Raw genomic sequence first — 22,186 nt, 5'->3', positions numbered from 1 at the left:
TCAGTAGCTCGAGACTAGGGCCAGGAGCGAAACTTCCTCCAGTGTTTCGGCCATGCTGTGGCCGCCTTGATACGGGATCGAGACAATACTCCTGCGTAGGTCACAGAGTGATTGCGAAAACCTCATCCGTCACACCCGTAACGTTGCCTGAAGGGCAACCGGGCCCGTTCGGGGTGGGTGTGGGACCGCGGCGCGGGCCGGCGTGCGTCTCTGCGTTAACCTTGTAGTTGGCAGTTTTCGGGTTTCCGCTGCCCAGACCATCCCCCAAGTTGCTAGGAGAGTGTGTGCCCCGGTCCGCCACGTCCTCCGCTGACGCGATCAGCGCAAGGCTCAGGGACCTTGAGCTCCTCACCAAGGGACCGGCATGGGCCCTCACCCGTTCCGCCCCGTGGGTGATCGCGGTCCTGCAGGCGTCCTTTACGCGCACCCGGCCGCAGCTTCCGCTGGAAGAATTCCACGCCGACGTCGATTCCTTCCTTGAGCAGTTGCGCCGCCAAGAGCCGGGGCTGGGCGGGCATGCCAACGGAAAAACCTTCGGCGATGAGTGGACCCGCAAGCAGTTCCTGACCCGCAGGAACCAGTCGGGGCAGATCGTTTATGAAGTCACGGAGGCGGCCGCCCGCGTGCTGGCGTTCCTGGACAGCCTCTCCAGCGAAAGGTCCACGCTTAACGGCTCCCGGCTGGGCACACTCCTGGGAGACGTGGAGAAGCTCGCCAACGAGACCAACCCGGACCAGAGCGCACGGCTCGAAGCGCTGGAGGAGGAGATCGAGGAGCGGCAGCAGCTGATCGAGGACATCAGCTCCGGTGACTTCGACGGCCTGCTCGACGACGACCAGGCTGTGGAAGCAGCCGGCAACATCCTGGACCTCGCCGCCAGCCTGCCCGCGGACTACAAGAAGATGCGTGACCGCATCGAGGAGCTCGTGGGCGAGCTCCGGAACCAGATCATCGAGGAATCCCTGACCAAGGGCGCCACGATGGCGCAGGTCCTTGAGGCGGACAAGCGGCTGCGCCAGAGCCCGGAGGGCAGGACCTTCCGTTCCTTCACCGCCTTCCTCGAGGACCCGCAGCAGCAGCTGCGCTTCCGTTCCGCGATCGGCGAGGTGCTCAGCCGCCAGTTCGCGGACGACCTGTCGCCGGAAGACCGGGAGACCCTGAAGAACCTGGTGGCCGAACTCCGGCAGCAGCACAGCCAGATCCAGCGCATCTACGGCAAGCTCAGCGAGAGCCTGAACACCTACGTCCAGAGTGACGACTTCCGCCAGTCGGTGCGCCTCCGCAAGGTGCTGCGCGAAGCGGAGCAGGCCATCCGGTCCATGCCCTACGAACGCGAACGGCCGGGCCTGGTCCGCGGGCCGGTACTGTTCAACGCCGGTTTCGAGTCCCTCGCCATGGTCAAGCTCTTCGACCCGGACGAGTTTGCTGCCCCGCCCAAGCTCGCTGACCCCATCGCGTTCAGCGACTCGGACCGGGTCCGCTCGCCCCGGACTGCCAAGGCCAGGCCGGAGGCGATCCGCGCCGCCGCTGCAGGCGCATCTACCCTCGCCGAGGCGTGGGAGCAGCTTCCGCCGGAGGAACAGCACATCAACTCCATCCGCGCGCTCCTCTCGCACGCACTCCACACCGGCGCCGGCTTTGACCAGCTGGCGTGGGAGGCCCTCGACTTCGAACAGATAGACGGCACCACCCGCAAGGCATACCTGCCGGTGGTAACGCTCAAGAAGGATTAGCGATGACTGAAGTTCCCCAAGAATCACACGGCGGGCTGGATACCGACGCATCGGCTGCGGAGTCACCCCGCTCCGACGCGTTCACGGTCACCCCCCGTGACACGTTTGTGGACGGCGCCGCACTCTTTCCCGGCGATACCGGCGTGCTGCCCATGAAGGTCCGCCAGGCCCTCGTGAAGCTGCTGAAAGGCCCATACGTCGACGGCGGCCGGGACGAGAAACTCTGGACAACGCTGCTGGACAACCAGCTGATCCTGCGCAGCCGCCTCTCGGAGCTTTTCCTCACGCTGCAGCTGGACCACGAGCGCAAGATCGCGGTGCTGCGTCCCGTTGACCCCGAGGCGATCGGCGGCAGTGCCCGCTCCAGCATCCTGCGCCAGCAGCGTGCCCTGAGCCGGGTGGAAACCATCGTGCTGCTGCGCCTCCGGCTCCTGCTGGACCGCCACGTCACGGCGCAGACGGACCCCACCATCACCCGCGAGGAAATCGCGGAACTCGTGGCGCACTACCAGCCGGCCGGCCAGCAGGACGCCCTGCGCGACTCGGACGTGGTGAACCGGGCGATCACCAAACTCCTCGCCCGCCAGCTCCTGCTCACCACCGCCCTGGACGACGTCTACACCATCTCCAACGCCCTGCCCCTGGCCCTCCCCTTCGACAACATAGGCGACATCCCCACCCAAATCGAAGCCCTAATAGCCGCCACGGCAGATCCGTCAGGAACAGAACCACTAATAGAGCTCGACGCCGACCGCTCCGTCAGTGACGAAGACGCGGACGGCGATGACGCTGAAGGTGACACGAACAACGACGCATCGGCTGCGGAGTCGAAGGCGACCAGCGGGGAGGCGGCCAAATGAGCATCGCGAGCATGCTCCCGCTGGGCGAGGTCGTTAACCCGGGCCAGATGCGCCTGGCTCTGGTGCAGGTGGTCAACTGGGGCACGTTCCATGGCGCCCACACGATGCACGTGGACCGCAACGGAACCCTGCTGACCGGCAATTCGGGTGTGGGCAAGTCGACGCTGTTCGACGCCATGCTGCGGGTATTCGACGCCCGGCCGCGCTCCAACGAGGCCGCCGCGCAGCGCTCGGGCGCCGTGGAGGACAAGCGGACCACGTTCACCTACATGCGCGGCAAGGTGGGGGACAAAGCCGTCGGGGAAGGCTCGGCCAGCGCGTTCCAGCGTCCCGGCGCCACCTGGTCCGCCGTCGCCCTGACTTTCGACAACGCGGCGGGCACCAGGGTGACGGTATCGGCGCTGTTCGACCTGCCCAAGAACGGCACAGAGTCGAGCGTCGGCCGGTACTACCTGATCGACACCAGGCCGCTGGACCTCGCCGCGATCGAGGACATCGCCGAGAAGCGCTTCACCAGGGTTGCGCTGGAAAACATCTTCCCGGACGCCCAGGTTTTTGATGTCCACAAGGCGTTCGCGGAGCGGTTCCGCCGGCTCCTGGGCATCAACTCGGACCAGGCGCTGCCCCTGCTCCGCGTCATCCAGGCCGGAAAGGGCCTGGGCGGCAGCGTGAACACGTTCTTCCGCGACCAGGTGCTGGACGCCCCGGCCACCCTGGCCGCGGCGGACGACGTCGTCGAGGAATTCAGCAACCTCATGTCCATCCGGCAGCGCCTGGAAGATGTCCGGCAGCAGCGCGACCAGCTGGCCCCCGTCCCGGGTCTGAACAGGGAGTACGCCCAGTCGCTACTGGACGCGAACCGGCTCCGCGAACTCGCGGGCGAGGAGTTCGAGGCCTACCGGCAGCAGCTTGCTGTCACCGTGCACGAGAAAACGCTGGCCCGCTTCAAGGCGCTCGCCCAGACGAAGGCCAAGGAGCTCGCAGCGGAACGCAGCGTGCGCGACGGGCTGGCCAAGGAGCTCCGGCAGCTGGAGGCGGACTACAACAACCAGGGCGGCAACGCCATCTCCTCGATTGAGCAGTCCCTCGAGAACGCCCGGGTGGGCCTGAAGCTCCGCCGGCAGGTGGAAGAGGCGGCCCGGCAGGCGCTGACGGACGCCGGCCTGGACTTGGAGTGGACGGCTGACGGCTGGGAGCAGGCCCACGAGCAGGCGGCCACCCGCTCGGCCGAGCTGAAGGACGACTCCGCGGCCCTGCAGGAGCTCCGTTTCGAGGCCTTCGACGCCCATGCCGCGAAGAAGCGCGAGCTTGCCGCGGCCGAACAGGAGCTTGTGTCGCTGAAAACGCGCAAGTCCCTGCTGCCGCCGTCGAGCATTGAAAACCGGGCTGCGATTGCGGCGGCCACCGGCATTCCCGAGGAGCAGATGCCGTTCGGCGGCGAGCTGATTGACCTTGCCGAGGGCCAGGAGCAGTGGCGACCCGCCGCTGAACGTGCACTGCGGAACCTGGCCACCACGCTGCTTGTTCCGGGTGAGCATTTCGCCGCGGTCACCCGCTACCTGAATGACCACACGGTCCGCGGCGCCTTGCGCGCGGTGGACGTCTCCAAGCCGCTCGCGGGGGCGGCACTCGCGGTGGAGGACGTGGCCGACGGCGACCTGCTGACCAAGCTGGACATCCTCACCACCGGGACAAACGCGGAAGCCGGGATGTGGATCCGCGAGCGGATCGCCCTCGACTTCGCGTACCCGTGCGTGGCCAACCCCGACGAACTGGCGGCCCTAGACAAGGGCCTGAGCCTCGGCGGCGTGGTCAAACGCAACCGGCACACCGTGGAGAAGGACGACCGCTTCACCAGCCGCCAGGATTACGTCCTCGGGTTCGACAACGCCTCCAAGCTGGAGCTCGTGGCCGGGCAGGCGGAAGACCTGCGACAGGAACTGGCAAAGGCGGCGCAGCTGGCCCAAAGCCGCGAGGAATCACACCAGGGCCTGTCACGGCAGCTCGAGGCCCTCCGCAGGGTTGCCGAGGACGACCGCCCGTGGGAACAGGTCTCTGCGGCGGTTGCTGCAGACGAGCTAAGCAGGATTGAACAGCGGCTCAAGGACGCCCTCGCCGCCCAGGCCGACCTCGAACCGCTTCGCGCCAACATCGAAGCGGCCCGCCAAAAGCACCAGTCCAGCACCGAGGCCGCCGCCGTGCTGCAGAGCGAATACAAGGCACTGGACCAGCAGCTCACGGCCTCCGATTCACTGCTGGAAGCCGCCCGTACCCGCCTGAACCAGGCCCCGCCGTCGGACTCCACCACAGCAGCGCTGACGCCCTACTTCGCCGAATTCGGCGACGTCATGGAAATGCACGAACTGGACAACCTCGCCGGTCGGGTGCGGACCCAGCTGCTCGGCGACCTGCACAGCGCAGAGTCCCGCGCCCAGGCTACGTCGGAGCGGCTAACGCGGATCTTCGAAGGCTTCGTCCGCGACTGGGGCACGGCCATTTCGGCCGACCACGGCACGTCCATCGGCGCCGTCGGCGAGTTCGAGGCCCGGTACCACGCGATTATCAATGACGGGCTTCCCGCGCAGGAGACCGAATTCCGGCAGTTCTTCAACCAGCGCACGCATGAGTCGTTCAGCACCCTGCTCCACCTGCTGGATGAGGAGCGCCGTTCCATTACCAGCAGGATCCTGCCACTGAACGGAATCCTGTCCGAGGTGAATTTCCACGAAGGCAGCTACCTGGAACTCGATATCAAGCAGACCCTGCCCGCCACGGCCAAGCAGTTCAAGGACGCCATCCAGAACGCTTTGAAGACCCGGCACACCCGGCACGGCAAGACGGAAACGTCTCACGTGGGCCAGAATGACGACGCCGAACTCACCGCCCGCTACAAGTCGCTGGAGACGCTGGTGAAGCGGCTGGGGTCGCAGACGCCCGAGGACCGGCGCTGGCGGGCCGAGGTGCTGGACGTGCGCGGCCACCTGTTCATCCAGTGCAAGGAGCACCGCGAGGTGGACGCCCCCGGGAAGAAGGGTGGCAAGCGCGCGGAGGTGTTCATGCACGCCGACACCGGCTCCATGTCCGGCGGTGAACGCCAGCGGTTCACTGCGTTCATCATGGCGGCTGCCCTGAGCTACCAGCTGGGCATCGCCGAGCAGGGCTTCACCACGTACGGCACCGTCATGATGGACGAGGCCTTTGTGCTGGCTTCCGAGGAATTCGCCGGCGCGGGCATCAAGGCGCTGCATGAGTTTGGCTTCCAGCTGCTCCTTGCGGCACCGGAGAACGTCATAGACCTGTCCCGGCACCTGGGCTCGGTCACCGAGATCCTGCGGGACCGGCGCACCAATCGCTCCGGCGTGCTCACGGCTCCCGTTATCACCCCGAAACCGGGGACAGAAGGGCAGTGGCGGTCTGAGGCCAATCCCGTGGATATCGTGCTGCGCTAGTCCCTAACGCTTTCGCACGGTTCATAACAAATCGATGGATTTATTGCGCCGGCCCTAGTGGGGGCTGATTTGGCGTGCCACTGTGGTGACTCCACCAGTCTTCGCCACACGCTCCACAGGGTCAGGGCATCCCCACGCGGCGGGCAAGAGCAGCCCCTTGCGAGCTTGACGGCGTCATTATGAAAGGCACCATCATGCGCCCTGCGTTCCGCGTCCCCGTCGTCACTGCCCTTGCTGCTGCCGCCGCCCTCTCCCTGGCCGGCTGCGGTGCCATGGTGTCGGCGGCTCCGTCGTCGTCCTCCCCGGCCGCTTCGGCGACCGCGTCGGGTTCACCGAGCCCGTCAGCCTCCGTCGGGGGCGGCGCCGGCGCAGGTGGCGCGGCGACGCCGGGTACCTCTCCGTTGCCGGCTCCGGCGGCTGCCGACGTCAAAACGTACACGTTCCCGAACGGCCACGTGTCCTTCAAGTACCCGGCGGACTGGAAGGTTGAGCTCTTCACCGGCGCCGGCTCCCCGTCGGACTCGGCCACGGCGACAGTTCTGGATGCCAGCGGTACCAAGCAGGCCACCGTGTACTCCGGGCGGATCGCCGACGGCGTATCCCACCCGGTGAGCCGCACAGTCTTCGAGTCCGCACCCGTACCGGGCCTCGTCGCGCAGCCCGCGCCGGCCGCCCACTACGCCTTCTATGTGGACCGGATGGAAAGCAATGCGACCTACCGCATGCACCTGGCGGCAGGGGCCCCCAAGTCAGGACAGGGCACCGCGCTTGACGGCATCATCCGCGCCGGGGACGGTGTGATCGTGGCCGACGTGCAGTTCGTCGAAAAGCCCTTCGCCAATGACGCCGCCGCCAAGTCCTGGCTGGCAGGCACCGAAGGGCAGGCCCTCAAGGCGCTGCTGCTGAGCATCTCCTACTCCCCAACCGCCCCCTAGCCTCGCAAGCTCGGCCAGGGAACCCTGCGGTCGTGGCCCCAGGATCAACCAGCGGATTTTGCATGGGCGGCCGTGCAGGCGTCGATCTGGGCCTGGACGATTCCGCCGTAGTAGGCCACCAGTTCGTCAAAGTCCCAGCCGTCGAAGAGCCCCAAAGTCCGGACCGTCTCGCCGAACCCGGTCATCAGCGCGGTGACCGTCGAGGCATAGCGGCGGTCCGGCGTCGCATCCCCGATCAGCTTGGCGATGCTGCCGAGGTAGCGTTCGCGCAGTTCGTTCCGCGCCGCGTCTGGATCCGGGGCATCGTGAACATTGATCGGAATCATGGCCCAGGGTTCCTGCATGCCGCGTTCCCGCCGCATCAGCACGCGGAAAACCAGGGCTCCGCCGAGCTCGGACGCCGGGACGGCCAGTTCGGTGAGCAGCGACTCGTCCGGCTGCACTGCAGCGAACAGCTTGGCCTTGGAGATGAACAGTTTCATCACCAGGGCCGCCGAAACCCCGGCTTCCGCAGCGATGTCGCGGACGGTCACGGCCCGGTAGCCGCGTTCGCCGAACAGCCTCCCGGCGGCGGTGAGGATCGATTCCTGGCTGGGGCTGCTCATGCCCGCACCGGCTCCCCGCCGGTCCGGCCCGCGGCGGTCCCGTCTGCGCCGATCCCCTGGGGGAGGTGTTCGGCTGTAAGATCGACGGTCACGGAGCGGTTGTCGACGGCGAGCTTCCGCGCCACGGCTTGATGAGTCACGGGATGAAGCATAGTCACTATGTAGCGTCCGGCGACGGGCAGCGGAAGTGTGTACACGCCGTCGTCGTCCGTCCTGGCCGTGTCCACGTGCTCGCCGGTGGCGCGCAGCAGCGTTACCACGGCGCCGGCCACGGGCCCGCGGCCAATGGCCGCCCGGCCGCTGATTTCCAGCCGCTCGTGCAGGAGGAAGTTCTGCTTCAGTGTGCGGCCGTCGAAATCGAAGACCTCGGCCATCGGCGCCCAGCCCGCCGCGTTGGCCACCACGAGGTACTTCCCTGCGCCCGGCAGCGCCACGGAATAGTTGCCGTCGGTGTCCACGCGGCTCCAGTCCACCGGCTCGCCCTCCGTCTGGAGGACGGTGACGACGGCGGGCGTGAGCGGCCGGTGGTCTGGGGCCAGGACGCGCCCCTGCACCACCAGCTCTGCCGCAGCCGGCCCGGCCGGGCGGTGGGTGGTGATACGGGGAATGAAGATGGCGGCGAGGACCGACGCGGCGGACGCCAACGCGGCCATCCAGAACACATCCCTGAAGGCATCGAACGAGGGCAGCCGGGCGGCGCCGAGCGGAATGGTGACCGAGGTGAGCACGGCGGCGACGGCGGCGCTGGAGGTCGACGTGCCAATGGAACGGACCAGGCTGTTCAGGCCGTTGGCGGAGGCGGTCTCCGTGATCGGGACGGCACCCATGATCAGCGTTGGCATGGCGGCATAGGCAATGGCCGTGCCGATGCTCACCACCGTGGAGCCGATGATCACCCACGTGATGGAGTCGTAGAAGAACACCCGGCCCACGTACCCGACGATCATCACGCCCGCGCCGGTCATCAGGGCGGACCTGCCGCCGAAGCGCCGGATGATGCCGCCGGACACCGGGGCGAACACCACCATGGCCAATCCGGAGGGCACCATGCATAGGCCCGCGGTGATGACATTCAGTTCAAAGCCGTAGCCGGTGGCGCCGGGGAGCTGAAGCTGCTGGGTGGTCAGGAGCATGTTGGCGAACATCGCGAAACCGATCAGCAGCGACGCAAGGTTGGTCATCAGGACAGGCCGCCGCGCCGTGGTGCGAAGATCCACCATGGGCTGGCCCACCCTGAGCTCGTAGGGAATCCAGACGGCCAGCAGCAGCGCCGCCGCGAGGAACAACAGGAGCACAGGTTCCGAGCCCCAGCCCCAGGCGCCGCCCTTGGAAATGGCCAGCAGCAGCGATCCGAGTGCGCCGGAGAGCACCAGCGCGCCCGCGTAGTCGAAGCGGCCGGGGGTGCGCACCTTGGATTCCGGCACCACGAGCACCACCGCCAGCAGCAGGAGCGTGCCGGCGGCCGCGGAAACCCAGAAAATCGAGGTCCAGCCGAGGCTTTCATAGAGGAGGCCGGCGAGCGGCAGGCCCATGGCGCTGCCGATGCCCAGGGTGGCGCTCATGAGCGCCACCGCGGAGCCCATCTTTTCCTTGGGCAGTTCATCGCGCATGATGCTGATTCCCACCGGGATCAGCGATGCGGAGAACCCCTGAAGGGCCCGCCCGATGATCAGCCACAGGAAGGTCCCGCCGAGGGCGGCCATGATCGAGCCGGTCACCATGATGGCCAGGCAGATGACCATCATCTTCCGCTTGCCGTACATATCAGCGCTGCGGGACACGATGGGGGTGGCGACGGCGCTGGCGAGGAGCGTGGCGGTCACTAGCCAGGACGCGTCGTCAGGAGTGACGGACAGGATCCGCGGAAAATCGGGCAGCAGCGGCACCACGAGGGTCTGCATTAGCGCCACGAGTGTGCCGCTGAGCGCCAGGACGGTGGTGATCGCGGACGGGCTGCGGGTTGGCTTCGGGGCAGAGGGTTCTGTCATGTGCGGCGGGCCTTTGTGGGGACGGGTGCCCGGATGAGGGTGAACGGGCGTTTACTCCTTCGAGTGAACCATTGTTCACCCTCGGCTGGCAAGGCGCCGGGGCCGTTAGTCTGGCCACATCGGGACAATTACGTGACGCAAACCTTTCGTAATCTTCTGAAGGATAGGCTAGCCTTACTTCGGTTCGCTTCATTCACCTAAGGAGTTCCGTGACTTCCCCCCTCTTCCCCGGCCGGTCGGCCGTTCCCGGCGGTTCCGCTGCCGCTGGCACCACGCGCCGCTCCCTGCTCAAGACCGCAGGCAAGGCCACCGCCGTCCTCGCCGCCGCGGCGCTTTCCCTGACTGCATGCTCGACCGGTCCGGCCTCCACCGCTTCGGAAGCCAGCACCACATCGTCCGCCAGCGCCCAGTTCCCGGTGACCCTCAAGCACGTCTTTGGTGAAACCACCATCAAGGAGCAGCCCAAGCGCGTCGTCACCGTCTCCTGGGTCAACGACGACGTCGCACTCGCGCTGGGCGTGGTTCCGGTGGGCGTGCCCAAGAACGAATGGGGCGGCAACGCCAAGGGCTCCACACCGTGGAAGGACGCCGCGCTGGAGAAGCTCGGCGCGGGCTTCGGTTCGGACAAGGCGCCGGCCCAGTTCTCCGAGGCCGACGGCATCAACTTCACCGAAATCGCCAAGCTCAACCCGGACGTCATCCTGGGTGCCTACTCCGGCCTGACGGAGGAGGACTACAAGAAGCTCAGCGAAATCGCCCCCGTGGTTGCGCATCCCGAGCTGGCCTACGGCACGTCCTGGCAGGACTCCACGAGCATCATCGGCAAGGCGCTGGGCAAGGAAGCCGAGGCCACGAAGCTGATCGCCGACACCGAAGCCACCATCAAGGACAAGGTCTCCGCCTACCCGCAGCTCGCGGGCAAGAGCTACATCTACGGAAACCTCGAACCGGCCAAGAGCGACGGCGTGAACGTGTACACCGCCAACGACAACCGCCCGCGTTTCCTGAGCGAGATCGGCATGAAGCTTGCCCCGGTGGTGGAGGAGAACTCGAAGGGGTCCAAGGAGTTCTTCATCCCGTGGTCCGCTGAAAAGGCCAACGAGCTCGAGTCCGACATTTTCGTGACCTGGGTTCCGGACGCCAAGACCACGGAATCCATCAAGGCAGACCCGCTGCTGGGCCAGATCCCGGCCATCAAGAACGGCGCCATGGTGGCGGATTCGGACAACACGCTCACCCTGTCCATCTCGGCCTCCTCGCCGCTGAGCCTGCCGTGGTCGCTGGACACGTTCCTGCCGCAGCTGGCGAGCGCAGCGGATAAAGCCACTGCCGCGGCCAAGTAAGCCCGGTCAAGTAAGCAACCTCTGATGACACCGAGCACGACGCCGGCCCCCGCCACCCGGCGCGAACGTACACTTGGGGCCCCTGCGGCCGCAGCCATTGGGCCCCAACTGTCCGTTCGCGCCCAGCCTGCGCGCAAGGTCCGCGGGCCGCGCACCGCCTGGCTGCTGGCCGCCGTCGTCGTGCTCGTTGTTGTCTGTTGCGCCTCACTTGCCGTCGGCGCGCGGGGCCTGTCCCTGGAAACCGTGTGGCAGGCCCTGTCCCAGTTCAACCCGGCGGACGGTGACCACGCCGTGGTGCACGCCCGGATCCCGCGGACCGTCCTGGGCCTGCTCGCCGGTGCGGCGCTGGGCCTGGCCGGTGCCGCCATGCAGGGCGTGGCGCGCAACCCGCTGGCGGACCCGGGCATCATGGGCGTCAACGCCGGCGCCGCCCTGGCCGTGGTCACCGGAATCTACGTCTTCGGCGTCTCCTCCCTGACCGGCTACATCTGGTTCGCCTTCATCGGCGCGGCTGCTGCCGCCGTCGTCGTTTACCTCATCGCGTCCATGGGCCGGGACGGTGCGACGCCGGTCAAGCTCGCCCTCGCGGGCGCCGCCCTGAGCGCGGGGCTGTTCTCCCTCATGAACGTCATCCTGGTCTCCAGCCAGGACACTCTGGACCGCTTCCGGTTCTGGCAGGTAGGCGGCATTGCGGGGCGCGACTGGTCCGTGGTGCTGCCCGGCCTGCCGTTCCTCATCGTGGGGGCACTGATCGTGCTCCTGGCCGGACGGGTCCTCAACAGCCTGGCGCTCGGCGACGACGTCGCCCGGGGCCTGGGCCAGAACGTCGGCCTGGCGCGGGCGGTCACCGCGCTGGGCATCGTCCTGCTGTGTGGGTCGGCGACCGCGCTGGCTGGCCCCATCGGATTCGTGGGCCTCGTTGTCCCGCACGCCGTCCGCTCCCTGACCGGCCCCGATTACCGCTGGATCCTGCCGTTCTCCGCCGTGCTCGCGCCCGCGCTGCTGCTCGTGTCCGACGTCGTGGGCCGCGTGATCCTGCTTCCCGGCGAGGTCCCGGCCGGCATCATGACGGCACTGGTCGGCGCGCCGGTCTTCGTGTGGCTGGTCCGCCGCGGCAAGGGGGCAGGCTTGTGACTCCGAAGGCCCCTACCCCCATGCGCGAACGGGCAGGTAATGCCCGCAGAACCCCGGAAACCGGGCATTATCTGCCCGTTCGCGCTTCGAACCGGCGGCTGGTGAACCCGAGGCTGCTGAACCGTACGGTGGTACTGGCCGCCGGCGTCGTGCTTCTGCTGGCCGCCAGTATCCTGCTGGGCAGCTACACCGTGACCATCCCCGACTTCTTCAAAATCCTCGCCGCCCACTTCACCGGCGGCGAGAAGATCCCCGGCGCCAGCTTCATCGTGATGGAGGCCAAGCTGCCACGGGCGGTCATCGGCACGCTGATCGGCCTGGCCTTCGGGCTCTCGGGTGCGCTGTTCCAGACCATGCTCCGCAACCCGCTGGCCAGCCCGGACGTGATCGGCATCAGCTACGGCGCCAGCGCCGCAGCGGTCCTGGCCATCGTGGTTTTCGGTGCCTCGGGTGCCGCGGTGTCCGGTGCTGCCCTGGGCGGTGCGATGGCTGTGGCGGCACTGATCTACGGCATTTCCCGCAGCGGATCCCTGGGTCTCGGAGGCGGCAGCCGCGGGAACGCCGCCGGTAGCCGCCTCATCCTCGCCGGCGTCGGCATCGCCGCCGCGCTGCACGCCATGGTCAGCTTCCTCATGACCCGGGCCGACATCCGCACCGCCGCGGAGGCGCTGATCTGGATCAACGGCTCGCTCAACTCCGCCAGCTGGGACCGTGCGGGCGTGCTGGCCCTGGCGCTGATGGTCCTGGTTCCGGCCGCCGCCGTGCTGGCCGGGCCGCTGCGCATCCTCGAACTGGGGGACGACGCCGCCGCGGGACTCGGCGTGCGGGTGGGTGCCACCAGGCTGGGTCTGGTGCTCACTGCCGTCGCGCTGGCGTCAGTGGCGACGGCGGCGGCCGGGCCGGTGGCTTTCGTCGCCTTCCTTGCCGGCCCCATCGCGCGCCGTTTCACCGGCCGCTCCAGCCTCCCGTCGTCGGCCCTGGTGGGCGCCCTGATCGTCCTGGCGGCGGACTACTTCGCCGCCAACATTGCCCCGCTGCTGCTGGACGGCACCGTCCTGCCGGTCGGCGTCGTCACCGGTGCCCTCGGTGCCCCGTTCCTGCTGTGGCTCCTGGTCAAGTCCAACCGAAAGGATGCCTGATGGCTGTTCTGCAAGCCCGGGACCTCACGCTGCAGTACGATCAGCGCCGGGTCGTGGAAAACCTCACGGCGGAGATCCCCGAGGGCAGGGTGACCATGATCGTGGGCGCCAACGCCTGCGGGAAATCCACGCTCCTGCGCGGCCTGTCCCGGCTCCTGAAGCCGGCCGGCGGCACCGTCACCCTCGACGGCAAGGACATCCACTCCCGCCCGGCGCGCGAGCTGGCCCGCACCCTTGGCCTGCTCCCGCAGCACCCGACGGCGCCGGACGGCATTACCGTCCGTGACCTGGTGGGCCGCGGGCGGTACCCGCACCAGGGCTTCTTCCGCAGCTGGTCGGAGAAGGACGACGCCGCCGTGCAGCGCGCGCTGGAAGCGACCGAAACGCTGGAGCTCGCCGGGCGGAACGTCGACGAGCTCTCCGGCGGACAGCGGCAGCGGGTATGGATCGCCATGGCGCTCGCCCAGGAAACGGACGTGCTGCTGCTCGACGAGCCCACCACGTACCTGGACCTGGCGCACCAGGTTGAGGTGCTGGACCTGGTCACCGACCTCAACCGCCAGCGCGGCACTACCGTCGCGATCGTGCTGCACGACCTCAACCTTGCCGCGCGTTACGCCGACCATGTCATCGCCCTGAAGGCCGGGCAGATCGTGGCCGAGGGCACATCGTCCAGCGTGATCACCGAGGAGCTGGTCCGGAGCGTTTTCGGACTGGAATCCCGGGTGGTCCCGGACCCGGTGTCCGGCACCCCGCTGATCATCCCCCTCGGCAGGCACCACGCCGACCCAAAAGTTCCGACCACGACCCTGGAGATGGCCTCATGAGTGCAATACAGAACAGCGCAGTGGAGAAGAACGCAGCCCGCACCTCCGTCACGGACCGTCCCGGCTTCGCCACCGAGCCGATGACCCTGGCGTTCGACGTCACCGTCTCGGCCGTGCAGGAACTCAGCCCGAACTTCCGGCGGGTGACGCTCGGGGGCTACTCGCTTCGCGACTTCGGTGTCCACGGGGACAGCCTGGACCTGCGCATCAAACTCATGATCCCGTCGCTGGCGCCGGACGGCAGCCGGCTTCCGCTGCCAAAGTTCCGGATGGAGGAGAGCAGCTGGTACCAGGAATGGCTGGCCATGGATCCGGCCACGCGGGGCTCCATGCGCACCTACACCGTCCGCCATGCCCGGCTGGACGCCGTCTACCCGGAGATCGACGTCGACTTCGTGATGCATTTCGACGCCGACGGCAACGGCGGTCCCGCGGCGAACTGGGCGCTGACGGCCAAGCCGGGTGACGCCCTCACCCTGATCGGGCCGAACAACCGCGCGGCGCACTGCGTCACCGCGGAAACGTATTCGGGCATCGAATGGCGGCCGGGCCTGGCCGGGCGTGTGCTCCTGGCCGGCGACGAGACGGCTGTCCCCGCGATCAGTGCCATTCTCGAAAGCCTGCCCGACTACATGAGCGGGCATGCCTTCCTGGAAGTGCCGGAGGCCGGCGACTTCCTGGACCTGGAAACGGCGGCCGACGTCGAAATCACCTGGCTGGCGCGCGGCGCCTCGATCGGCAGGTCCCGGCCGCACGGCGAACTCCTTCAGGAAGCGGTCAGGATGGCCGTCCCCGTGCCGGGCTGGGTGGGCATCAAGTCCGCCGAAGCCGCCGGGCCGGAACCGGACGACGTCAACGTTGACCAGGAAATCCTCTGGGAAACCCCTGCCCGCCTAGACCCCGCCGCGGTCAGCGCCACGAAGAACCCCGACAAGCCCGCGGGTGCCCTGCCGTTCTACGCGTGGATCGCCGGCGAGGCGGGTGTCATCAAGGAGATGCGACGCTACCTGGTCCGCGACGTCGGGATCGACCGGAAGCAGGTGGCGTTCATGGGCTACTGGCGCCAGGGCAAAGCCGAGCTCTGACCCCGGACGCTTCCTGAGGTTTCGTCGCTTCAACCCGGACGCTTCCTCAGCTTTCGTCGGTTGACCCCGGACGCTTCCTCAGCTTTCGTCGCTTCAACCCGGACGCTTCCTCAGAACGGTGGTGTTCATCTGCGGTTTCCCTCGGTGTTGCTCGGCGTGTATACCTTGTCCGGGTGGGTGTCTCTCCATTGCTTCCGGACCGGGGCCGGCGGCGGGTGTTTGTCGCCGTCGGGGATTCCTTCACCGAAGGCGTGGGCGACCGGAGTTCCCGGATGCCGAACGGCGTGCGCGGCTGGGCGGACCGCGTGGCGGAGAAGCTGGCGAAGGCAGAACCCGGCTGGCATTACGCCAACCTGGCGATCAGGAGCAAGCGGCTGCGCCACATCGTGGATGAGCAGCTGGAGCAGGCAATCGCCATGGAGCCCACACTCATCACCCTCTATGCCGGCGGCAACGACATCCTGGACTTCGGCACGGACATGGACCAGCTCCTGGCCCAATACGAGGAACTGGTGGCCCGGCTGGCTGCGACCGGCGCCACACTGGTCCTGTTCACGGGGTTCGACGTCAAGGTGTCCGCGGTGCTTGAACCGCTGAAGAAGCGGAACACTCTATACAACCAGCGGGTCCGTGAGCTCGCCGCCAAATACGGGGCTGTGCTCGTGGACTACTGGTGTTTCGAGGCCTTCCATGACCGCAGGATGTGGGACGCCGACCGGCTGCACATGTCCAAGGCCGGGCACAAGTACCTCGCGGCGCAAATCCTGGACCACCTGGGTGTGCCGCACAAGATCAGCCTCAAGGAGTGGGAGCCGCCGGCCAGGACGACGCTCCGCGACTGGGAGCGGCGGCAGCGGCGCTGGGTGAATGACTGGGTGCTGCCGCTGTTTGGCCGCAAGCTCCGAGGCGTCACTCTGGGCGATAACCTCAGCCCCCGCTGGCCGCAGCCGGTGAAGGTTCCGCGCAAAGGCGGCCTGAAAAAGCTGATGGAGCCGCGCGACTAGTCCAGCAGGTTCTCGAACCCCGGCGCAGTGCGGTTTGCGGCGAATTCAATGACGTCGAAGTCGGCTACGCCGTGCACGTTGAACGGGTCCTTGGCCAGTGACTCGTCGAGCGTCGGACGGTCGGCCCTGGAGAGCAGCACGCCGCCCGTACGCGGAACCTTGCGGCCGGCGGCGATGAAGACGCCTTCATCGAAGGCTTCCTTCAGCCAGTCCACGTGGGCATCCAGGTGCTGGTCCACGATCTCTTGGGCCACTTTGTAGGTCAGGGAAACTACGTACATGACCGCCAGCCTACCGCCCGAGCCCTGGCAGCCCGCGACTCGCCGCCGCCGGAACCGGCCTTGAACCGTCAAGCGTCAGTTCTCCTAGGATGGAGTAATGACCGAACCGCGCTGGCTGAACGCCAATGAACGCCGGGCATGGCTTGCCCTGCTGAGCATCAACACCATGCTGCCCGCGTCGCTCGATACCCAGCTGCATGCCGCCGGCAAGGTGTCGCTGTTCGACTACAACGTGCTGGCGATGCTCTCCGAAGCCGAGGGCCGCTTCCTGCCGATGAGTGAGCTGGCGGCACGGACCAGCGCCTCCCTCTCCCGGCTCTCCCATGTGGTCACCAAGCTCCAGAACCGCGGCTGGGTGGAACGCCGGCCGCATCCCGGAGATGCCCGGGTCACCACCGCGCACCTTACCGAAGAGGGCATGTCCACCATCGTGGAGCTGGCGCCGGGCCACGTCGAATCCGTGCGCTCGCTGTTTCTCGATGCCCTGACTGAGCGTGATGTTGCGGACCTGGCCCGCATCGGCGAAAAAATTGTGGCCCGCCTGGACAGCAACCACTGGATCCTCCGCGAGCGGCAGCAGTAGCACCACACCAGGCAGTACGTGCACAGCGCGGAGCTGTCTTGGTTGCTCCCGGCAACGGGTGGCAGACTTGCTCCCATGGATTTCACGGCCCGTTACGTTGCCCTCGGAGATTCCTTCACGGAGGGCGTGGGTGACGACGACCCGACGCGGCCCAACGGGGTCCGCGGCTGGGCTGACCGGGTGGCGGAGCAGCTGGCCTCGGCCGACCCCGGCTTCGGCTACGCCAATCTCGCCATCCGCGGCCGTAAGCTGCGGCAGATCCTGGCCGAGCAGGTGGACGCCGCCGTCGCGCTCAATCCCACCCTGGTGACCCTCTACGCCGGTGCCAACGACATTCTCCGGCCCAAGATCGACATCGACGACCTGCTCGTGGACTACGAAAAAGCCGTGGGGAAGCTCGCGGCCACGGGCGCCACCGTGGTGCTGTTCACAGGCTTCGACGCGCGGGGCTCGAAGGTCTTCGGCACCATGCGGGGGCGTACGGCCATCTACAACGAACTCGTGCGCGGCATAGCGGGGGACCACGGAGCCCTGCTGGTGGACTACTGGCGCTTCAACGAATACTACGACTGGGGCATGTGGGCCAGGGACCGGATGCACATGTCCGCCGCCGGCCATGCCAACATGGCCAAGCGCGTCCTGACGGTCCTCGAACACGAGCACTCGATCCAGGTTCCGCCAATGACCCCCGTCCCGGAGCTCAGCAAGGCGGAGACGCTAAGGGCCAACGCCCGCTGGGTCCGGGAATTCGCCGCGCCGTGGGTGGTCCGGCGGGTCACGGGCAAGTCCTCCGGCGACAACCTCCAGCCCAGGTTCGCCCAGCTCACCCGGCTCTAGGCGGGCAAGCCAAACTACCGGCGGAACCCGCCCGTCGCCAGCAGCTCGCCATTTGCACGTACGGCCAGCGCCTCGATGTCCCACATGGCGGTGGCGCGGTTGAGCATGGGGACCCCGGCGGCGACGATCGCGGTTGCCAGCACGTCGGCGGTGACCACGTCCGCTGCAGCGACGGAGACCTGCCGGAATTCCACGGCCTCGGCCGTGACCCTCCAGATGTGGTCCCCGCGTTCCGCGGAACCGGAGGTGGCCAGCGCTACCCGGGTCCCGCCGTCGGCCGTCCTTCCAACCGGCGAACCAACCGGCGAACCCGGCGCCGCCCCGCCCAGCGGGAAGCCGGCCAGCAGGGTCCTCCGGTCCGCCGGATCAACAATCCCCGCGCGCCAGGGCACATCGGTGCCGGGATTGGGGGAGCCGCCGACCAGCACGTCCCCGCCGGCATTCAGGCACCAGTTGGCCATGCCGAGCGCCAGCAGCGACATGCCGGCTTCCCTGATGGCGTGCCCCTTGACGATCCCGGATAGATCCAGCGCCCCGTCCGGACGTTCCGGCGTGAACGCACCCTCCGTGAGGAGCCTCCACTCGGCCGCCTCCTCATATCGCGCCCGCATTTGAGCGGAAGCCTCCGGCAGTGCGAGTTCGCCGCGCACCAGCCTGCTCGCCTCCGAATCGGCGCGGTAGAGGCTGAAGATGCTGTCCAGTTCAGTGAAAAGGCGTTCGACGACGGCGGTCGCCGCTTCCAGCTCATCCGCCGCAGCCTGGGGTGCTTTGTGCGCGTCCGCAGGGACAGTCAGGCTGATGACGGTCCCCATGCAGGTGAAGGTCCGGGCCCGGAGGCGGTGCGTGGTCTCAGAGGTTTGCTGCATCGAGGGCTGCCTGGAGGGAGGTGAGGTAGGCGTCGCTGGTCACGGTGGCGCCACCCACGGTCTGCACGTCGGCGGACTGTGCTTGGAGCACCTCGCTGCGGAGAATGGGGGCGGCGTAATTGCTGATCTGCGCGGACCGGCCCTCGGCGTCGGTGAGTTTCAGGGCCGTGACGTCGGTGATCTGCCCGGCCTTCACGGTGATCCGGACCTGCACGGTGCCGAAGCGGGTCTGGACCACATCGCCGTCGTACGTGCCGCCGGCCTTGGCCGCGGCACCGGCGGCCCCCGACGACGCGGTGCCGCTGCTGTCTGTGGTTCCCGCCCCGGAAGCCTGGTTTCCCGTTGCTGCCGCCGCAACCGCGCTGCGGGTATCGGCCACATGGACACCTGATTGCCAGCCGACCAGGAGGATGCCGGCCGAAGCCAAGGCGGCTGAAACTGCTGCTCTGATTCTCACCAGTCAAACCTTTCGTGATGGAGCTGATCTTCGTGGACGCCAGCGGCGCGGGCGGCGTTCAGGACGTTGCCTGCCCACCGTGAGGGACCGCACACATAGACGTCGGCGTGGGCGATTTCCGGAACGTAGTCCGCCAGCGCATACCCGGCGCGGTGTTCGGCGGCCGGAAGCCAGCTGCCAGGTGAGCCGGGGTCCCGTCCGCCGGTCAGGTGGAACAGGGTGGCGCCGCGCTGCCGGCACAGTTCGAGGATTTCCTCGCCCAGGTAGAGCTCCTGGCTGCTGTGCCCGCGGAGCAGAACCGTCGCCTGGCCAGGGACGAAAGGGGTGGTTTCGAGGAGGGCCCGCAACGGCGTAATGCCGATGCCGGCGCCGATCATGACCACGCGGTCCTTGCTACGCGCGGCGGTGCTGAAGAGCCCGTACGGCCCTTCTATGGCGACCTTCGTTCCGCGCCGCAGCCTTAGCAGTTGTGCCGAGCCCCGGCCGAGATCGCGAACCGTGATCCGCAGCCGCCCGTGCCCGTCAGGTCCGGTGTGCACCGGCTCCGCAGACAGGCTGAACGGATGCGGATGCCACCACAGCCCCGGGGCGAGGAAGCGCCAGACGAAGAACCTCCCGCCGTTGCCGGCCAGCAAACCGAGCTGCAGGCCGCTCATTTCGATGTTGACCACTCCTGGGGCCACGGAGGTGACGCGCTCAACTGTGAGTTGATGCCTGAAGGTTGCCCGCACAGGCTGGATGATCCGGTAATACAGCACGGCGGCCCCGGTGGCGATGCAGATGGCCAGCCAGTACCAGCGCTGCCAGGTGCCTGCGGCGAAAAGCCCGCCCACGCTGAACTGGTGCGGCAGCGAGGTGAGCACGGCAGCATAGGTGAGCAGGTGCACGGCGTACCAGAATTCGTACGGGAAGCGCCGGCGGACCGCCCCCAGGGACGTGACAACAACTGCGATGAAGAGTGCCAGGGAGATGAACGCGAGCCACATGTCGGGCACCAGTACCCAGAGCGCCACAGCTTCGCTGACCGGGTCGAGCCCTTCTGCCATGCCGTAGCCCACGGCGATGAGGAGCCCGTGGGCCAGCAGCAGGTACAGCGAGGGTTTCCCGAGCTTCCGGTGAAACTCCAGCGCCCGGTCATGCCCAACCGCACCGTCGATGAACGGGATCCTGGCAGCCAGCAGCAGCATGAGCAGCACCAGGTCCATGCCGGCAAGGCCGGCAACAATGCCCAGCGCTGTGACCAGTCCGGCAGACGAGGCCGCCGGCGTCAGGCCGCCGTCGGCAAGCCAGAGCGCAACCGAGGCGGCCAACGAGGACCAGGACGTCACCGTCAGGGCATCGGCCCGGACGAGTCTGCGCCGGTGCTGCCCGGCGAAGCGGCCGGTATCCCGAAGCGGAGCAGGCCGGCGGTCCGGACGCATCGGGGTGCCGGTCCCGGGGGAGGGCAAAAGCTGTGTGTTCATGGCTCAAGATTCCGCGCCGAGTCTTTGACTTTGCTGTGAAGAGCCTTCTTTCCGGATATGTCTTGGCAGGAGGCCGACGGCGGGGGCGGAGGGCCGCCGGGCCATCAAGACCCGGGGCAGCTTTATAACACCCTCCCCCGCCGGATTGGTCTTTAATTCGCGTGTCTCGTAGACTTGGTTGGCGCTAGGTGGCGCGGAGCGTGTGCAATTGCTCCGGTTTGCGGTGGCTGTTGGCAGTATTCACAGTCCCGGAGGCCGGTAGTTAGGGGCTCAAGTTGCGTGCATTCCTGTATTCGCCCAGTATCCCGGCACTTCGCAGTGGCTTCCATTGCCAGGTGCTCGTGGCTCATTATTCCGCCGCTGTAAGCCCGGTTCGCCGGTGTCGAAACGTGCGGAAGCGTGAGGCTGGATGCGGACGCCGCCTGCCGCACGGTGAAGCAGAACTCTGCCCGCCGTTTCATTCATTTTTCAGAGGAGAGTCGTCATGGCAGCACACTGCCAGGTGACCGGAGCCGAGCCGGGCTTTGGACACAGCATTTCGCACTCGCACCGCCGCAACAAGCGCCGGTTCGACCCGAACATTCAGAAGAAGCGCTACTGGGTTCCGTCCCTGCGCCGTAATGTCACTCTGCAGGTCTCTGCAAAGGGCATCAAGACCATCGACGTACGCGGCATCGACGTTGTCGTCGCCGACATCCTGGCGCGAGGAGTGAAGCTCTAGTGGCAAAGGACAAGGACGTACGTCCGATCATCAAGCTCAAGTCGACCGCGGGCACGGGTTACACCTACGTAACCCGTAAGAACCGTCGTAACGACCCGGACCGCCTGGTCCTGAAGAAGTACGACCCCAAGATCCGCCAGCACGTCGAATTCCGAGAGGAGCGCTAAACACATGGCTAAGAAGTCCAAGATTGCTCGCAACGAGCAGCGCAAGGTCATCGTTGAGCGTTACGCTGCAAAGCGCCTCGAGCTGAAGAAGACCCTGGTCGACCCGAACGCGACTGACGAAGCACGCGAAGCTGCACGCCTCGGCCTGCAGAAGCTGCCCCGCAACGCCTCCCCGATCCGTCTGCGTAACCGCGACATCATCGACGGCCGTCCGCGCGGTACCTTCCAGAAGTTCGGTATCTCCCGTGTTCGCTTCCGCGACATGGCTCACCGCGGTGAGCTCCCGGGCATCACCAAGTCTTCCTGGTAATCCAGCACCGCTGATTCCAGCTGCCTGAGGAGGGCCGGCAACCACATGGTTGCCGGCCCTCCTTTGTGTTAACCCGCCCTCGTTGGTGTTGACCACCGCTGGGTGACGCACCACACAGAATTGAATTACGACGTCGATCCCCGCCTTTTCGGGGTCTGGTACCTGCTTTTCCCCGGAATGACGGGGTTTTAGCTGCCATTGGAGCTGGTTTGCACGCGCCTCCGGGGCCGTGTAGAGTCTTTCGAGTCGCCGCCGCTGAAGCGGAAAAATAGCGACCGACCCCCTTTCTGACAGCCTGAAAAACGGCGCACTAAACAGTGTGCCGGACGCGGGCCGGGGACCTTTCCTGCAGGCGGGAATCGCGGATACGCTGATTTGCAAAGCTTCGCCGGGTCGGGT

Annotated in this window: 21 protein-coding genes; 15 read left to right on the top strand and 6 right to left on the bottom strand. The window is 67.2% G+C overall.

Annotation, left to right across the window (positions count from 1 at the left end; genetic code table 11):
* The first annotated feature begins 284 nt into the window (after positions 1–284).
* The 4 genes from QF036_RS00105 (at position 285) to QF036_RS00090 (ending at position 6,977) form a co-directional block, all read left to right on the top strand.
* On the top strand, positions 285–1,733 hold the full coding sequence (locus QF036_RS00105) for a DUF3375 family protein (protein WP_307098101.1): 1,449 nt from the start codon (positions 285–287) through the stop codon (positions 1,731–1,733).
* Between the two features lie 2 nt (positions 1,734–1,735).
* Positions 1,736–2,593 carry a DUF4194 domain-containing protein gene (locus QF036_RS00100; protein ID WP_307098099.1) on the top strand — a complete coding sequence of 286 codons (858 nt, stop codon included), beginning with the start codon at positions 1,736–1,738 and terminating at the stop codon, positions 2,591–2,593.
* The gene (locus QF036_RS00095; protein ID WP_307098098.1) at positions 2,590–6,042 is read left to right on the top strand and encodes an ATP-binding protein; all 3,453 of its coding nucleotides are present in this window, start codon (positions 2,590–2,592) and stop codon (positions 6,040–6,042) included. The genes QF036_RS00100 and QF036_RS00095 overlap by 4 nt, the downstream gene beginning before the upstream one ends.
* A gap of 179 nt (positions 6,043–6,221) precedes the next feature.
* On the top strand, positions 6,222–6,977 hold the full coding sequence (locus QF036_RS00090; protein ID WP_307098096.1) for a hypothetical protein: 756 nt from the start codon (positions 6,222–6,224) through the stop codon (positions 6,975–6,977).
* Positions 6,978–7,021: 44 nt separating this feature from the next.
* On the opposite strand, the gene QF036_RS00085 is transcribed toward QF036_RS00090, so the two are convergent.
* A complete protein-coding gene (locus tag QF036_RS00085) occupies positions 7,022–7,582 on the bottom strand; it encodes a TetR/AcrR family transcriptional regulator (protein WP_307098094.1) in 561 nt (186 codons plus the stop codon).
* The gene (locus QF036_RS00080) at positions 7,579–9,570 is read right to left on the bottom strand and encodes an MFS transporter (protein WP_307098092.1); all 1,992 of its coding nucleotides are present in this window, start codon (positions 9,568–9,570) and stop codon (positions 7,579–7,581) included. The genes QF036_RS00085 and QF036_RS00080 overlap by 4 nt, the downstream gene beginning before the upstream one ends.
* A gap of 209 nt (positions 9,571–9,779) precedes the next feature.
* Between QF036_RS00080 and QF036_RS00075 the strand changes: the two genes are divergently transcribed.
* The 6 genes from QF036_RS00075 to QF036_RS00050 all read left to right on the top strand — a co-directional run bounded on the left by QF036_RS00075 (position 9,780) and on the right by QF036_RS00050 (position 16,102).
* Complete coding sequence (locus QF036_RS00075) at positions 9,780–10,913, top strand: iron-siderophore ABC transporter substrate-binding protein (protein WP_307098090.1); 1,134 nt, start codon at positions 9,780–9,782, stop codon at positions 10,911–10,913.
* A 24-nt stretch (positions 10,914–10,937) separates the two neighbouring features.
* The gene (locus QF036_RS00070; RefSeq protein ID WP_307098088.1) at positions 10,938–12,047 is read left to right on the top strand and encodes a FecCD family ABC transporter permease; all 1,110 of its coding nucleotides are present in this window, start codon (positions 10,938–10,940) and stop codon (positions 12,045–12,047) included.
* Between the two features lie 20 nt (positions 12,048–12,067).
* Positions 12,068–13,186, top strand: coding sequence for a FecCD family ABC transporter permease (locus QF036_RS00065; RefSeq protein ID WP_373460236.1), 1,119 nt, complete (start codon positions 12,068–12,070; stop codon positions 13,184–13,186).
* Positions 13,186–14,013, top strand: coding sequence for an ABC transporter ATP-binding protein (locus QF036_RS00060; protein WP_307098084.1), 828 nt, complete (start codon positions 13,186–13,188; stop codon positions 14,011–14,013). The genes QF036_RS00065 and QF036_RS00060 overlap by 1 nt, the downstream gene beginning before the upstream one ends.
* Before the next feature lie 80 nt (positions 14,014–14,093).
* The gene (locus tag QF036_RS00055) at positions 14,094–15,098 is read left to right on the top strand and encodes a siderophore-interacting protein (protein WP_307105704.1); all 1,005 of its coding nucleotides are present in this window, start codon (positions 14,094–14,096) and stop codon (positions 15,096–15,098) included.
* A 173-nt stretch (positions 15,099–15,271) separates the two neighbouring features.
* The gene (locus QF036_RS00050) at positions 15,272–16,102 is read left to right on the top strand and encodes an SGNH/GDSL hydrolase family protein (RefSeq protein ID WP_307098082.1); all 831 of its coding nucleotides are present in this window, start codon (positions 15,272–15,274) and stop codon (positions 16,100–16,102) included.
* On the opposite strand, the gene QF036_RS00045 is transcribed toward QF036_RS00050, so the two are convergent.
* Positions 16,099–16,383, bottom strand: a complete 285-nt coding sequence (locus QF036_RS00045) for a YciI family protein (protein WP_307098080.1) — start codon at positions 16,381–16,383, stop codon at positions 16,099–16,101. The genes QF036_RS00050 and QF036_RS00045 overlap by 4 nt on opposite strands.
* A gap of 97 nt (positions 16,384–16,480) precedes the next feature.
* Here QF036_RS00045 and QF036_RS00040 point away from each other — a divergent pair, with 97 nt between their 5' ends.
* Both QF036_RS00040 and QF036_RS00035 read left to right on the top strand, forming a co-directional pair.
* Complete coding sequence (locus QF036_RS00040) at positions 16,481–16,966, top strand: MarR family winged helix-turn-helix transcriptional regulator (RefSeq protein ID WP_003798564.1); 486 nt, start codon at positions 16,481–16,483, stop codon at positions 16,964–16,966.
* Between the two features lie 75 nt (positions 16,967–17,041).
* Positions 17,042–17,803: an SGNH/GDSL hydrolase family protein gene (locus QF036_RS00035; protein WP_307098076.1), complete on the top strand. Its 762-nt coding sequence runs from the start codon at positions 17,042–17,044 to the stop codon at positions 17,801–17,803.
* Positions 17,804–17,817: 14 nt separating this feature from the next.
* Here QF036_RS00035 and QF036_RS00030 read toward each other — a convergent pair whose 3' ends face one another.
* The 3 genes from QF036_RS00030 to QF036_RS00020 are packed head-to-tail and all read right to left on the bottom strand — an operon-like array spanning position 17,818 to position 20,589.
* Entirely contained in the window at positions 17,818–18,669 is an 852-nt protein-coding gene (locus tag QF036_RS00030) for an FAD:protein FMN transferase (RefSeq protein ID WP_307098074.1), read from the bottom strand.
* Positions 18,653–19,126: an FMN-binding protein gene (locus QF036_RS00025; RefSeq protein ID WP_307098072.1), complete on the bottom strand. Its 474-nt coding sequence runs from the start codon at positions 19,124–19,126 to the stop codon at positions 18,653–18,655. The genes QF036_RS00030 and QF036_RS00025 overlap by 17 nt, the downstream gene beginning before the upstream one ends.
* The gene (locus tag QF036_RS00020; RefSeq protein ID WP_307098069.1) at positions 19,123–20,589 is read right to left on the bottom strand and encodes a ferredoxin reductase family protein; all 1,467 of its coding nucleotides are present in this window, start codon (positions 20,587–20,589) and stop codon (positions 19,123–19,125) included. The genes QF036_RS00025 and QF036_RS00020 overlap by 4 nt, the downstream gene beginning before the upstream one ends.
* Positions 20,590–21,073: 484 nt before the next feature.
* On the opposite strand from QF036_RS00020, the gene rpmB reads away from it, so the two are divergent.
* Genes rpmB through rpsN form a run of 3 tightly spaced genes read left to right on the top strand, consistent with a single transcriptional unit; the run spans position 21,074 to position 21,787 of the window.
* On the top strand, positions 21,074–21,310 hold the full coding sequence (gene rpmB, locus QF036_RS00015) for a 50S ribosomal protein L28 (protein WP_003798559.1): 237 nt from the start codon (positions 21,074–21,076) through the stop codon (positions 21,308–21,310).
* A complete protein-coding gene (gene rpmG / locus QF036_RS00010; protein ID WP_003798558.1) occupies positions 21,310–21,477 on the top strand; it encodes a 50S ribosomal protein L33 in 168 nt (55 codons plus the stop codon). Before rpmB ends, rpmG begins: the two co-directional genes overlap by 1 nt.
* 4 nt (positions 21,478–21,481) lie before the next feature.
* Positions 21,482–21,787 carry a 30S ribosomal protein S14 gene (rpsN, locus tag QF036_RS00005; RefSeq protein WP_003798555.1) on the top strand — a complete coding sequence of 102 codons (306 nt, stop codon included), beginning with the start codon at positions 21,482–21,484 and terminating at the stop codon, positions 21,785–21,787.
* The last annotated feature ends 399 nt before the right edge of the window (positions 21,788–22,186 follow it).

It is taken from the genome of Arthrobacter globiformis, from assembly GCF_030817195.1.
GTDB classification, from domain to species: Bacteria; Actinomycetota; Actinomycetes; order Actinomycetales; family Micrococcaceae; genus Arthrobacter; species Arthrobacter globiformis_D.
Note: the sequence above shows the minus strand (reverse complement) of the source record. Positions and strands in the feature narration are given on the sequence as shown.